This window comes from Pseudonocardia wallangbongensis (assembly GCF_054486945.1).
The window spans coordinates 694,336-707,422 of the sequence record NZ_JBRERS010000002.1 but is presented as its reverse complement, the minus strand read 5'-3'; the positions used below and the strand labels follow the sequence as shown (position 1 = coordinate 707,422).

15 protein-coding genes are annotated in these 13,087 nt (G+C 74.8%); 13 read left to right on the top strand and 2 right to left on the bottom strand.

What is annotated here, in order from left to right; genetic code table 11:
- The first annotated feature begins 20 nt into the window (after nt 1-20).
- The 7 genes from ACU436_RS09680 (at nt 21) to ACU436_RS09650 (ending at nt 6,429) form a co-directional block, all read left to right on the top strand.
- Entirely contained in the window at nt 21-749 is a 729-nt protein-coding gene (locus tag ACU436_RS09680) for a glycosyltransferase family protein (protein ID WP_459023755.1), read from the top strand.
- Nucleotides 750-763: 14 nt separating this feature from the next.
- Nucleotides 764-1,834 (top strand): mannose-1-phosphate guanylyltransferase, encoded by a 1,071-nt coding sequence (manB, locus tag ACU436_RS09675; RefSeq protein ID WP_459024316.1) that lies wholly within the window; start codon nt 764-766, stop codon nt 1,832-1,834.
- 2 nt (nt 1,835-1,836) lie between these two features.
- Entirely contained in the window at nt 1,837-2,748 is a 912-nt protein-coding gene (locus tag ACU436_RS09670) for a DNA-3-methyladenine glycosylase family protein (protein WP_459023754.1), read from the top strand.
- A gap of 82 nt (nt 2,749-2,830) precedes the next feature.
- Nucleotides 2,831-3,691: a polysaccharide deacetylase family protein gene (locus ACU436_RS09665; RefSeq protein WP_459023753.1), complete on the top strand. Its 861-nt coding sequence runs from the start codon at nt 2,831-2,833 to the stop codon at nt 3,689-3,691.
- Nucleotides 3,692-3,729: 38 nt separating this feature from the next.
- On the top strand, nt 3,730-4,722 hold the full coding sequence (gene cofD / locus ACU436_RS09660) for a 2-phospho-L-lactate transferase (RefSeq protein ID WP_459023751.1): 993 nt from the start codon (nt 3,730-3,732) through the stop codon (nt 4,720-4,722).
- Nucleotides 4,715-5,893, top strand: a complete 1,179-nt coding sequence (locus ACU436_RS09655) for a coenzyme F420-0:L-glutamate ligase (protein WP_459023749.1) — start codon at nt 4,715-4,717, stop codon at nt 5,891-5,893. Before cofD ends, ACU436_RS09655 begins: the two co-directional genes overlap by 8 nt.
- Complete coding sequence (locus ACU436_RS09650; RefSeq protein ID WP_459023746.1) at nt 5,887-6,429, top strand: NUDIX hydrolase; 543 nt, start codon at nt 5,887-5,889, stop codon at nt 6,427-6,429. Before ACU436_RS09655 ends, ACU436_RS09650 begins: the two co-directional genes overlap by 7 nt.
- A gap of 14 nt (nt 6,430-6,443) precedes the next feature.
- On the opposite strand, the gene ACU436_RS09645 is transcribed toward ACU436_RS09650, so the two are convergent.
- Nucleotides 6,444-7,217: a site-2 protease family protein gene (locus ACU436_RS09645; protein WP_459023744.1), complete on the bottom strand. Its 774-nt coding sequence runs from the start codon at nt 7,215-7,217 to the stop codon at nt 6,444-6,446.
- A 187-nt stretch (nt 7,218-7,404) separates the two neighbouring features.
- Here ACU436_RS09645 and ACU436_RS09640 point away from each other — a divergent pair, with 187 nt between their 5' ends.
- A complete protein-coding gene (locus tag ACU436_RS09640) occupies nt 7,405-7,716 on the top strand; it encodes a WhiB family transcriptional regulator (RefSeq protein ID WP_459024314.1) in 312 nt (103 codons plus the stop codon).
- Between the two features lie 7 nt (nt 7,717-7,723).
- Here ACU436_RS09640 and ACU436_RS09635 read toward each other — a convergent pair whose 3' ends face one another.
- Nucleotides 7,724-8,215: a metallopeptidase family protein gene (locus ACU436_RS09635; protein WP_459023743.1), complete on the bottom strand. Its 492-nt coding sequence runs from the start codon at nt 8,213-8,215 to the stop codon at nt 7,724-7,726.
- 265 nt (nt 8,216-8,480) lie between these two features.
- Between ACU436_RS09635 and ACU436_RS09630 the strand changes: the two genes are divergently transcribed.
- The 5 genes from ACU436_RS09630 (at nt 8,481) to manA (ending at nt 13,087) form a co-directional block, all read left to right on the top strand.
- Nucleotides 8,481-8,837 carry a DUF3499 domain-containing protein gene (locus ACU436_RS09630; RefSeq protein WP_459023741.1) on the top strand — a complete coding sequence of 119 codons (357 nt, stop codon included), beginning with the start codon at nt 8,481-8,483 and terminating at the stop codon, nt 8,835-8,837.
- Between the two features lie 98 nt (nt 8,838-8,935).
- Entirely contained in the window at nt 8,936-10,291 is a 1,356-nt protein-coding gene (locus ACU436_RS09625) for a phosphomannomutase/phosphoglucomutase (protein ID WP_459023739.1), read from the top strand.
- Nucleotides 10,292-10,386: 95 nt separating this feature from the next.
- The gene (locus tag ACU436_RS09620) at nt 10,387-10,596 is read left to right on the top strand and encodes a Trm112 family protein (RefSeq protein WP_459023737.1); all 210 of its coding nucleotides are present in this window, start codon (nt 10,387-10,389) and stop codon (nt 10,594-10,596) included.
- A 165-nt stretch (nt 10,597-10,761) separates the two neighbouring features.
- Nucleotides 10,762-11,856 carry an SIS domain-containing protein gene (locus tag ACU436_RS09615; RefSeq protein WP_459023735.1) on the top strand — a complete coding sequence of 365 codons (1,095 nt, stop codon included), beginning with the start codon at nt 10,762-10,764 and terminating at the stop codon, nt 11,854-11,856.
- 16 nt (nt 11,857-11,872) lie between these two features.
- Complete coding sequence (manA, locus tag ACU436_RS09610) at nt 11,873-13,087, top strand: mannose-6-phosphate isomerase, class I (RefSeq protein WP_459023733.1); 1,215 nt, start codon at nt 11,873-11,875, stop codon at nt 13,085-13,087.

The following is a 13,087-nucleotide window of genomic DNA, read 5'->3' as shown; positions in this document are numbered from 1 at the left end:
CCGTGGATAGCGTTCCGCACGTGCTGAGCGATCCCGTGCGGGCCTACGGCGACGGGCTCGCCGTCGTCACCGTCACGCGGCGTGGGCGGCCGCCCGTCGACGGGTTGCGGGCCTCGTTACCTGCGGGAACCCGGCTGGTGGTCGTCGACACCGCATCGACCGCAGGGGACGGGGACGTCGTGCGCCTGGCCGAGGACATCGGGCGGGCGGCGGCGGTCAACCGGGCGGTGGCCGGGCTGGCACCGGACGTCGGCTGGGTCGTGCTCGCCGACCCGCGACCGCGCTGGCGCCCCGGCGGGATCGAGGGGTTGCTCGCCGCCGCGGCCCGCTATCCCCGGGCCGGGCTGCTGGGCGCGAGCGGTGGGCCGGTGCCAGGCCTGCTCGCCGTCGCGCGGGGCCGGATCGCGGGCGGCGCCTGCACCGGACCGACCGGCTGGGTGTCCACGGCGGGCGCGCTCGTCCGGCGGGCCGCGTGGGACTCCGTCGACGGGTTCGACGGCCGCTACCTGGGCGGACCGGGCGGGATCGGCGACGTCGACCTGGGCGACCGGCTGGGCCGGGCGGGGTGGCTCGTCGTCTCGGTCCCGGAGATCGCGGCGGATGCCGAACCCCGTGACTCGTTCGTGGACGGGCACGGCATCCTGGAGCCGCACGCGGCCGGGCTGCACCGGTTCGTGCGCGACCGCGCTCGTGGACCGGCGCGGGCGCTGGCGGCGCTCGCGCGCCGCGTACCTGACCCCGAACCGTAGGAGGAGAGCGCGTGCTGGACGACGTCGAGGCCGTGGTGCTGGTCGGCGGCAAGGGAACGCGGCTCCGGCCGCTCACGCTGTCGGCGCCCAAGCCCATGCTGCCGACGGCCGGCGTGCCGTTCCTGGCACACCTGCTCTCCCGCATCCAGGCGGCCGGCGTGCGCCGGGTTGTGCTCGGCACGAGCTACCTCGCCGAGACCTTCTCCGAGTTCTTCGGCGACGGCACCGAGATGGGGCTCGAGCTCGAGTACGTGGTCGAGACGGAGCCGCTGGGCACCGGCGGCGGGATCCGGAACGTCCACAAGTACCTCACCGCACCGGACGTCCTGGTGTTCAACGGCGACGTGCTGTGCGGCACGGACCTGAACGCCGTGGTCGACACCCACCGCCGCACCAAGGCCGACGCCACGCTGCACCTGGTGCGCGTGCAGGACCCGCGCGCGTTCGGCTGCGTGCCCACCGACGACGAGGGCCGCGTCACCGCGTTCCTGGAGAAGACCGAGGACCCGCCGACCGACCAGATCAACGCCGGCTGCTACGTGTTCCGGCGCGAGGTGATCGAGTCGATCCCGGAGGGCCGGCCGGTGTCGGTGGAGCGCGAGACCTTCCCCGGCATGCTGGAGTCCGGCGCCCGCGTCTCCGGGCACGTCGACGCCGCCTACTGGCGTGACCTGGGCACCCCGCTCGACCTGGTGAAGGGCTCCGCCGACCTGGTCCGCGGCGTCGCGCCCTCGGCCGCGCTGCCGGGGCCGACCGGCGAGTCGCTGCTGCTGGAGGGTGCGCAGGCCGACGACACGGCTCGCGTGTTCGGCGGCACGATCGTCGGGCGCGGCGTGAGGATCGGCAAGGGGGCCCGGGTCGACGGCTCGATGCTGTTCGACGGCGCCGTCGTCGGGGAGAACGCCCGCGTGGTGAACTCGGTGGTCGGGACCGGCGCGCGCGTCGAGCAGAGCGCCGCCGTGTACGACGCCGTGATCGGGGACCGGGCGGTCGTCGGCGCCCACTGCGAGCTGCGGCACGGCATGCGGATCTGGCCCGACGTCACGCTGCCCCCGCACGGGCTGCGCTTCTCCCCAGACGTCTGATCGTGACCGGGGCGAGCACGCGGGAGTGGCGGCCGGAGTACCGGCTGGACGTGGCCGGCGTGCTCGGCCCGCTGCGCCGCGGCCGCGGTGACCCGACGTGGCGCGCCGACGGTTCGGCGATCTGGCGGACCGGCACCACGCCGGACGGGCCGGCCACGCTGCGGCTGCAGCGGCGCCCCGACGGCACCGTGGTCGCGCACGCATGGGGGCCCGGCGGCGCGTGGACCCTCGACGGGATCCCCGCGCTGCTCGGCGCCGACGACCGGCCGGAGGAGTTCGTCGCCCACCACCCGCTGGTCGCGGACGCCGCGAAGCGGATGCCCGGGCTGCGCCTCGGCGCGTCGATGCGGGTGTGGGACGTGCTGGTGCCGTCGGTGCTGGAGCAGAAGGTCACCGGTACCGAGGCGCGCCGGTCGTGGCGGGAGCTGTGCCGGCGCTTCGGCGACCCGGCGCCCGGGCCCGCCCCGGCCGGCATGCGGGTCCCGCCGTCGCCCGCGCAGGTGCGCGCGATCCCGGACTGGGAGTGGCACCGGGCAGGTGTCGATCTCGCCCGGCGGCGGGCGGTGCTCGCCTCGGCGGTGGTGGCCCATCGCCTGGAGGCGGCCTGCGAGCTGGGCGGCGCCCCCGGGCGGGAACTGCTCCGGAAGGTGCCGGGGATCGGGGTGTGGACCGCGGCCGAGGTCGCCCAGCGGGTGTGGGGCGACCCGGACGCGGTGAGCGTCGGTGACTTCCACATCCCGTCGGTGGTCGGCTGGGCGCTGCTCGGCCGCCCGCTCGACGACGCGGGGATGCTCGCCGAGCTCGCCCCGTACGCGCCCCAGCGGCACCGTGCGGTGCGCTACATCGAGGCCTCGGGGTTCCGCCGCCCCCGCTTCGGCCCGCGCTTCTCGGCGAAGGACTACCGGGCGATCTGACGCGTGGGGGCGCGGGCGGGGTGCGCTCGTCCACCCTCCCGGACTGATCTCGACGGGCTTCCCGCTCTGGCACGGTGGGCGCATGGAGAACCGGTTGTTCGACTACAGCCCCATCGTCGAGCGGGAGCCGATCCACTGGCCGGGTGGCGCCCGGGTCGCCTTCTACGTGGGTCTCAACGTCGAGCACTTCCTGGTCGACCGCCCGTCGACCAGCATCAACACGATCACCGCAGGCCAGGTGCCCGACCCGCTGAACTACGGCTGGCGCGACTACGGGCCGCGCGTGGCCATCTGGCGGATGATCGAGGTGTTCGACCGCCACGGGATCCGCCCGAGCGTGCTGCTGAACGCCGACGTCGCCGAGCGCTACCCGCAGATCATCGAGGCCGGCCGGTCCCGGGACTGGGCGTGGCTGGCGCACGGCCGGAACAACTCCACCCTGCAGTCCGACGTGGCCGCGGACGAGCGGACCTACCTGGCCGACGTCGTCGAGACCATCGAGAAGGCCACCGGGAAGCGGCCGCGCGGGTGGCTCGGGCCCGCGCTGAGCGAGACCTTCGAGACGCCGTCGCTGCTGGCCGAGCTCGGGGTGGGGTACGTGCTGGACTGGACCAACGACGACCAGCCGTACCGGTTGAACGTGCCCGGGATGCTGAGCGTGCCGTACCCGATCGAGCTGAACGACCTGACCCTGTTCACGATGCACGGCCTGTCCGGGGCGGACTTCGTGCAGGCGGTCTCGGACCAGCTGGACCAGCTCCACGCCGACTCGGCCGGCAGCGGCCGGGTGATGGCCCTGGCCCTGCACCCGTTCGTCACCGGCCAGCCGTTCCGGACGAAGTACCTCGACCAGGCGCTGGCCTACGTCGCCGCGCACCCCGACGTGTGGCTGACGACCAGCGACGAGATCGCCGAGCACTACCGGCGGGAGACGGAGCGGTAGCGGCATCTTGCTCTTCCCGCGTGCGTAGGCTCGCGCGCGTGAGAGTCACGGTGCTGGTGGGTGGTGTCGGCGGGGCCCGTTTCCTGCTCGGGGTGAAGGCGGCCCTGGGGCTGCCGGCCACTGGTGAGGGCGGGTCGGGGCACGAGATCACGGCGGTCGTGAACGTCGGCGACGACGTGTGGATGCACGGCGTGCGGATCTGTCCCGACCTCGACACCTGCATGTACACGCTGGCCGGTGGCATCGACACCGAGCGCGGCTGGGGCCGGGTCGGCGAGACGTGGACGGTGCGCGACGAGCTCGCCGCCTACGGTGCCGAGCCGACCTGGTTCGGCCTCGGCGACCGCGACCTCGCCACCCACCTCGTGCGCAGCCGGATGCTCCGCGCCGGCTACCCGCTCTCGGACGTCACCACCGCGCTGTGCGAGCGCTGGCGCCCGGGCGTGCGGCTGCTCCCGGCCACCGACGACCGCGTGGAGACGCACGTCGTCGTGGACGACCCGGACACCGGCCCGCAGGCGCGCAAGGCGATCCACTTCCAGGAGTGGTGGGTCCGGTACCACGCCGAGCCGGCGGCCCACCAGATCGTCTCGGTCGGTGCGGAGGAGGCGAGCGTGCTGCCGGCCGCCCGCGACGCGATCCGGGACGCCGACGCCGTGCTGCTCGCGCCGTCCAACCCGGTGGTGAGCATCGGGACGATCCTCGCGGTCCCCGGCGTGCGTGACGCGCTGCGCGAGACCGGGGCGAAGGTCGTGGGGCTCGCACCGATCGTCGGCGGCAAGCCTGTGCGCGGGATGGCCGACGCCTGCCTCACCGCCATCGGCGTGGAGACCACGGCGGAGGCCGTCGGGCGGCACCTCGGGGCCCGCGCCGAGGGGGGTGTGCTCGACGGCTGGCTCGTGCACAGCAGCGACGTCGCCGACGTGCCGGGGGTCGACGTGCGGTCCGTGCCGCTGCTGATGACGGACGTCGATGCCACCGCCGAGATGGCGCGGCGCGCCCTGGAGCTGGCGGGTACCACCGTTGCGTGATCACGCCGCTCCCGAGGGCCTTTCCGTCCTGCCGGTCCGCGGGCTCCCCGACTTCCGCCCGGGCGACGATCTCGCGGGCGCCCTGGCCGCGGCGGCTCCGTGGCTCGAGGACGGCGACGTCGTGGTCGTCACCTCGAAGGTCTTCTCCAAGACGGAGGGCAGGCTCGTCAAGGCGCCCACCGACCCGGAGGCGCGCGACGCGCTGCGCCGCGAGCTCGTCGACGCCGAGACCGAGCGGGTCCTCGCCCGGCGCGGGCGGACGCTGATTGTGGCGGGCAAGCTCGGCATCGTGCAGGCCGCGGCGGGGGTCGACGGCTCCAACGTGCGGCGCGACGAGCTCGCGCTGCTCCCGGCCGACCCGGACGCGAGCGCCGCCCGGCTGCGCGCCGACCTGCGGCGGTTGCTCGGTGTCGGGGTGGCCGTGGTCGTCACCGACACGATGGGCCGCACCTGGCGGGTGGGGCAGACCGACGTGGCGATCGGCTCGGCCGGGGTGCCCGTCCTGCACGGCTACGAGGGCGAGCACGACACCGAGGGCAACGAGCTGCTGGTCACGGAGGTGGCGCTGGCCGACGAGCTGGCGGCGGCCGCCGACCTGGTCAAGGGGAAGCTCGGCGGGCTCCCGGTGGCGGTGGTCCGCGGCCTGCACCCGGTGGACGACGGCTCCACGGCGCGCGACCTCGTCCGCCCCGTCGAGGAGGACCTGTTCTCGCTCGGCACCGAGGAGGCGATCGCCCAGGGGCGGCGCGAGGCACTCCTGCTGCCCCGCGACGTCCGCGACTTCCGCGACGAGCCGGTGGACGAGGCGGCCGTGCGGCGCGCGGTGGGGGCCGCGCTCGCCGCGTCCGCGGCGCCGGTCCGGTTCGGCTGGTTGCGCGACCCGGTGCGGCGGGCCGCGTTCCTCGAAGCGGTCGGCGCCGAGGACGGGGCGCCCGAGCTGGTGGTGGTCCTCGGCGACGGTTCGCCGGGCGAGGCCGCGGCCGTGCGGGCGTTCCTCGCGGCGTTGGCGGCCGAGGGGCTCGGGGCGCACTGGACGGCGACCGGCGATGCTGCCGACCTGGACGTCCCGACCGGCCGGCGGCCGCTCGGGGTCGTCGCCCTCGGGGTGCCGGTGGAGCCGCTGCAGCCGCGCCCGCCGGCCGACCCGGCCACCGGGCTCGTCGAGTGGTAGCGCCCGCAGCCGCCGCCGCGGAGCTGCGCGCCTGGGACCCGCCAGACGCGGGCCAGCAGGGACTGCGGCACGCGCTGCTCGCGTTCCTCGACGCCCGCCCGGAGGACGCGTGCTCGCGTTCCTGCGTGCCCGGCCACCTGACGGCGTCCGCGCTCGTGGTGGACGCCGCCGCGGAGCACACGCTGCTCACGCTGCACCCGCGGGTGGGGCGCTGGCTGCAGCTGGGCGGGCACTGCGAGCCGGGCGACCCGTCGCTCGCCGATGCTGCCCTGCGCGAGGCCACCGAGGAGTCGGGCATGGCCGGACTCGTGATCGACCCGGAGCCGCTGCACGTCGACGTCCACTCGATCACCTGCTCGCTCGGGCTCCCGACGCGCCACCTCGACGTCCGGTTCCTCGTGCGGGCGCCCGCCGGTGCCGTGCCGCGGATCAGCGACGAGTCCGACGATCTGCGCTGGTGGCCGCTGGACGCCCTGCCCTACGACACCGACACCGTCCCGGCGATGGTCGCCGCCGCCCGCCGCCGCCTCGACTGACCCCGGCTCGCGAGTCAGCGCCAGAAGAGGAGCTCGCCGTAGCCGGCGAACGCGAGGGTGGCGTCGCCGCCGACCGCCGCGAACACCGTGCCGCCGATCTGGAAGAACACCGAGCTGACGCCCGGCACGCCGATGATCAGCAGGAACAGGACGAGGGGTGCCCACGGCCGCACCCGGGCCGCCATCCGGCGCGCGTTCATGGAGAGGAACGGTTCGATCACGCCGAACCCGTCGAGGCCGGGGATCGGGAGGATGTTGAGGACGAACGCGATCACCTGGATGAACGCGAGGCACGACAGCCCGACCGCGAGCCCGATCGGCATCTCCACCAGTGCGACGGCCGCGGTGAGCAGCCCGCCGAGCACCAGGTTGGTGGCGGGGCCCGCGAGCGACACGAGGCTCCGCGCGGCCCGGGAGCGGATCGCGGCGTGCTCGATCCACACCGCGCCACCGGGGAGCGGGATCCCGCCGATGAGGAGGATCAGGATCGGCAGCACCAGCGACAGCCCGAGATCGGCGTAGCGGCGGATGTCGAGCGTCAGGTAGCCCTTGGCGCGCACCGAGCGGTCGCCGGCGCGGTAGGCGACCGCGGCGTGCCCGAACTCGTGCAGGCACAGCGACACCGCCCACCCGCCGAGCACCAGCAGCACGATCCCCGTGGTGAGCAGCACGGGGGTGCCGTCGGTGGCCGTGGTCGGTGTACCGATCACGGTGAGTAGGGCTCCCGCTACGGTGATCGCCACGAGCAGCAGGAACCAGGGGCTGACCCGATGAGACTCGACACGCACCGGATCATTGTGCTGAACGAGCGACCGACCGGGTGGACTGCATCACCCGGTCGGCAGCTTCAGCTTGCCAACCGCGAACCGACAGCGTTGTACTTACATCGCTGTCATTCCCAGCCCGTAGGGTTGGTGGCAGCCACGCCGGGGGCGCGCGGGGAGGTGGGCAATTGTGAACGTGATCACAGCCACGATGGGGCTGGTCGAAACCTCAGCGGGAGTGCCGGATCCGGCCACCGATCAGTTCGGCGAAGCCATCGGTTCTCTCGCCGAGGAGGACGGCGAGGAGCAGGACTGGCAGGAGCGGGCGCTGTGTGCGCAGACCGACCCGGAGGCGTTCTTCCCCGAGAAGGGCGGCTCCACGCGGGAGGCCAAGCGCATCTGCTCGGGCTGCGAGGTGCGCGCGGAGTGCCTCGAGTACGCCTTGGCGCACGACGAGCGCTTCGGGATCTGGGGTGGGCTGTCCGAGCGGGAGCGGCGCAGGCTGCGCCGCGCCGCCTCGTGACGGACCGCTAGCCCTCGTCGCCGTCGCCACCGCCGTCGACGGCGTCCGGCTCGATGTTGAGGTACTCGGCCACCTGCTCGACGAGCACCTCGTGCAGCAGGTCGGCCAGGTCGGCGCCGTCACGGGCGCGCGCTTCCAGCGGCCTGCGGTAGATCACGATGCGGGCCCGCGACGGCAGGCCCTCCGGGTCGACGCCCGCGGGCACGAGCTGCGCGAGCGGCACACCGACGTCGGCGAGCACCCCCTGGCCCCACACCACGTCGTCCGGGGACGTCTGCTCGACCTCCGGGACCTCGTCGACGGCGAGGTCGAGCTCGGAGAGCTCGGATCCCCAGCGCAGCTCGATCGGCTCGAGCGCTTCCAGGACCATCGCATCGAACTTCTCGGCGCGGGTGCGCGAGGCCGGCGTGGTGGCGGGGTACATCAGCCCGCGCAGGCCACGGCCCCGGCGGTCCCGCCTCCGGGGAGAGCGACGCAGTGTGCGGCGCGCGGTCGTCACCCCGTGAATGCTACGGCCCCGGGCGCGCCCGCCCCACTCCGCGACACCGCGGCGGGCGGCGACACCACCCGGCCCGGCGACCGTCGTCGGATGCAGGACCCTCCTGTCACGTGCGCGACACTCGGCCGGCCGTGCGGAAGGCTCGCCCGAACGGACGTGGGACTCCCCGGGATGGCCGTACCGCTCGGCGGGTCGGGGGAGCTACTCGCGGACGGCCGCGCGTCGCGGCGGGGTAGCGCGGGCCGGACGGGGTATCGTCCCGGACGTGCTGAGTGTGCGGCGGTGTTCACGAACCGGGTGCACCGAGCCCGCGGTGGCCACGCTCACCTACGTCTACGCCGATTCCACGGCGGTCGTCGGCCCACTGGCCACGCAGGCCGAGCCCCATTCCTACGACCTGTGCACCCGGCATGCCCACCGCCTCACGGCGCCGCGGGGCTGGGAGGTCGTGCGGTTCGAAGGCGAGTTCGCCGCGCCGCAGCACAACAGCGACGACCTCACCGCGCTCGCCGAGGCGGTGCGGGAGGCCGGGCGCGCCGACCGGCCCGCGGAGCCGGTGCCGGCCGCGGGCACGGGGCGGCGGGGGCATCTGCGCGTCCTGCCCGGGCCCGCGGAGGACTGACACCGGGCCTCGCGAGCGCCCCCGCCGGACGTCCGGTGCGTAGATGGGCCGTCGAGGTATGTGCGGGACGTCCGGTGGGGGTCGCTAGGGTCTGCGGCGTGGCAGATCTCGGCGCGATCGTGAAGGCCTATGACATCCGCGGTGTGGTCGGTGAGCAGTTCGACGCTTCCACCGTGCGCGACCTCGGAGCGGCCATGGCCGCGCTCGTGCGGGGTGAGGGCGCGCAGGGGGTCGTGATCGGCCACGACATGCGCGACAGCTCCCCGGAGCTCTCGGCCGCGTTCGCCGAGGGCGTCACCGGGCAGGGCCTCGACGTCGTCTCGATCGGGCTTGCGAGCACCGACATGCTCTACTTCGCCTCGGGCACGCTCGGCCTGCCCGGCGCGATGTTCACCGCCAGCCACAACCCGGCCAAGTACAACGGCATCAAGCTCTGCCGGGCAGGCGCCACGCCGATCGGGCAGGACACCGGGCTCGCCACGATCCGGGCCGCCGTCGAGGCGGGGGTGCCCGCCGGGCCCGGCGGCGGCACCGTGAGCAACCGCGAGCTGCTCTCCGAGTACGCGGCCTACCTGCGCAAGCTCGTCGACCTCAGCGGGTCCCGCCGGCTGCGCGTGGTGGCCGACGCCGGCAACGGCATGGGCGGACACACGGTGCCCGCGGTGTTCGAGCCGCTGCCGTTCGACGTGGTGCCGATGTACTTCGAGCTCGACGGCTCGTTCCCCAACCACGAGGCCAACCCGCTCGACCCGGCCAACCTGGTCGACCTCCAGAAGCGCGTCGTCGCCGAGGGCGCCGACATCGGCATCGCCTTCGACGGCGACGCCGACCGCTGCTTCGTGATCGACGAGCGCGGCGAGCCGGTGAGCCCGAGCGCGATCACGGCCCTCGTCGCCGTCCGGGAGCTGGCCAAGGACCCCGGCGCCACCGTCATCCACAACCTGATCACGTCGAAGGCGGTGCCCGAGATCGTCGCCGAGCACGGCGGCAAGCCCGTGCGCACGCGCGTCGGCCACTCGTTCATCAAGCAGACGATGGCCGAGACCGGCGCGGTGTTCGGCGGTGAGCACTCGGCGCACTACTACTTCCGCGACTTCTGGAAGGCCGACTCCGGCATGCTGGCCGCGCTGCACGTGCTCGCGGCGCTCGCCGAGCAGGACGGGCCGCTGTCGCGGCTGATGGCCGCCTACGAGCGCTACTCCGCCTCCGGCGAGATCAACTCGACGGTGGCCGACCAGGCCGGGCGGATCGCCGCGATCAAGCAGACGTACGGCGCGCGCGAGGGCGTCGAGCTCGACGAGCTCGACGGGCTCACCGTGAGCCTGCCGGACGGCTCCTGGTTCAACCTGCGCCCGTCCAACACCGAGCCGCTGCTGCGGCTGAACGTCGAGGCCGCCGACGCCGCCGCGATGGCGGCGCTGCGGGACGACGTGCTCGGGGTGGTCCGCGCGTAATCGTGCCCGATTGCTCGGCAACGAACCGGGCGGATCGCGCCGCGCACTGGCAACATCGCGGGCAGCTCCGCGTGCCCTTGCGAAGGAGGAGGCTCGTGGCCGTACAGCTCGACCCTCAGCTCATGGAAATCCTGGCCTGCCCGTCCGACGACCACGCCCCGCTGCGGGCCGGCACCCCCGCCGACCCCGACGCCGACGTGCTCACCTGCACCGAGTGCGGGCGCGGGTTCCCGGTGGTCGACGGGATCCCGGTGTTGCTGCTTGACGAGGCGATCCCGCCCACCCCCGCGCCCACCGGCGACTGAAGTGCCCCCCGCCGCAAGCCCGCCGACCGATTCGGCGGCCCAGGTCCGCGCCGGCCGCACCGGCCGACGACCCGAGTACGCCCGGTACGAGGGCCGTCGTCCGGCGCACCCAGCGAGAACATGGATCCACCGACTCGACCAACGAGCTTCCGGCGGGAGGCACTAGTGCTCGACGACACCCTGCTCGCCGACCCGCGCGCTCTGGCGGCGCTCGACACGGGCGGTGTCCTGCGGTCGGCGGCCACGGCGGGCGCGCAGGTGCGGTCGGCGGCGCAGGGCGCCACCGAGGGCGGCGTCGGCGACCTCGCCGGCCACCGGCCGCGTGCACTGGTGCTGCTGCACCGGCCTGGGGCGTCCGCCACAGCCTGGGGCGTCCTGGCGGCGTTGCTGGGCCCGACGGCGCCGGTGCCGGTGGTGGTCGCCGACGCCACGCCGTCGTGGATCGGGCCGCTCGACGTCGTGGTGGCCCATACCTCGGAGGCCACCGACGCCGAGCTCGCCGACAGCGTCGTGCTCGCGGTGCGCCGCGGTGCCGAGGTGGTGCTGTCCGCGCCCCCCGAGGGGCCGGTGGCGTCGGCGGGCGCCGGCCGGGCCCGGCTGGTGGAGCCGCGCATCCCGGTGCCCCCCGGGCTGGACCTGCCGAGGGCGCTGGCCGTGGGGCTCGCCGCCATTCGCGCGCTCGGCCTGCTGGACGCTCCGCTCGGCCTCGGGATGGACGTGCTCGCCGACGCCCTCGATGCCGAGGCCGAGCGCAACCAGCCCGGCCACGAGCCGTTCATGAACCCGGCGAAGTCGCTCGCCCTCCGTCTCGCCGACCACACCCCGTTGCTGTGGGGCACCGACCGGCTCGCGGCCGCCGTCGCCGCCCACGGCGCCGCCGCGCTCGCCACGCACGCCGGCGTCGTCGCCCATTCCGCCGAGGCCACCGAGGGTGCCGGGGCCACCGCGCTCGTGCGGGCGCTCGACCGCGGGGCGTCCGGCGTCGACATCTTCCGGGACCCGTTCGCGGACCCGGACGGATCCGCGGGGGCACCCCCCGTGCGTCTCGTGCTCCTGGCCACCGGGGAGGATGATCCCGGTCAGGTGACGTTGCGGCGGGCCGGGCGCGGATGGCCGGCGGCCGACGTGCAGCACCCGGTCGACGAGGTGGCGCGCGGCACCCGGCACGCCGCCCTGCTCCGGGCCGCGCTGCTGGCGTCCCGGCTGGACGTGGCCGCGGTGTACCTGGGACTGGCCACCCGCACGATCGAGCCTGCCTGAGGAGAGCTGACCGGACGTGGAGCTGCTGGACAATCCCGTGCGTGCCTACGCATGGGGATCGCGCACGGTGATTCCCGACCTGCTGGGCCAGGAGGTGCCCTCGCCGCACCCGCAGGCCGAGTTGTGGCTCGGGGCCCACCCGGCCGACCCGTCGCGACTCGTCCACCCGGACGGGGGGCGCACGTCGCTGCTCGACGCGCTGGGCGCCGACCCGAAGCAGCTGCTCGGGCCCGAGCGCACGGAGCGGTGGGACTCCACCTTGCCGTACCTGCTCAAGGTGCTGGCGGCCGACGAGCCGCTGTCGCTGCAGGCGCACCCGAGCATCGAGCAGGCCAGGGAGGGGTTCGCCCGTGAGGACGCCGCCGGGATCGCCCGGGACGCGTCCGACCGCAACTACAAGGACGCCAACCACAAGCCCGAGCTGATCTGCGCGCTCACCGAGCTCCACGCCCTCGCCGGGTTCCGCGACCCGGCCGCCACGGTGCGGCTGCTGCGGGCCCTCGGGGTGCCCGAGCTCACCGGGCACGCCGAGCTGCTGGCCGCCCAGCCGGACGCCGACGGCCTGCGCGCCCTCTTCACCACGTGGATCACGCTGCCCCAGGCCGTGCTCGACACGCTCGTGCCCGCGCTGCAGGACGGCTGCGTCGGCCTCGCCGGCGGCGACGGGGAGTTCTCCACCGAGGCGCGCACGGTGCTGGAGCTGTCCGAGCGCTACCCGGGCGACGCGGGCGTCCTCGCCGCGCTGCTGCTCAACCGGGTCACGATCGATCCGGGCGACGCGCTGTACCTGCCGGCGGGCAACCTGCACGCGTACCTCTCCGGGGCGGGCATCGAGATCATGGCCAACTCCGACAACGTGCTGCGCGGCGGGCTCACCCCCAAGCACGTGGACGTCCCGGAGTTGCTGCGCGTGCTCGACTTCCGCTCCACGCCCGCTCCGATCGTCGTGGGCAAGCCGGACGGCGACTGGGTGCGCTACGACACCCCGGCCGAGGAGTTCCTGCTCCGTCGCTTCGACGGCGCCCCGGGCGTTCCCGTGCCGGTGCCCGACGGCGGGCCGCGCATCGTGCTCTGCACCGCGGGCAGGGCGTGCGTGCGCTCCCTCGGGGGCGAGCTGGAGATCGGGCGGGGTGCCTCGCTGTGGCTCGGTGCGGCCGACATCGCCGTCACGGTCGAGGCCCGCGCCGGCGGCACCCAGCTCTTCCTGGCGAGCGACTCCCTCGCGATCTGA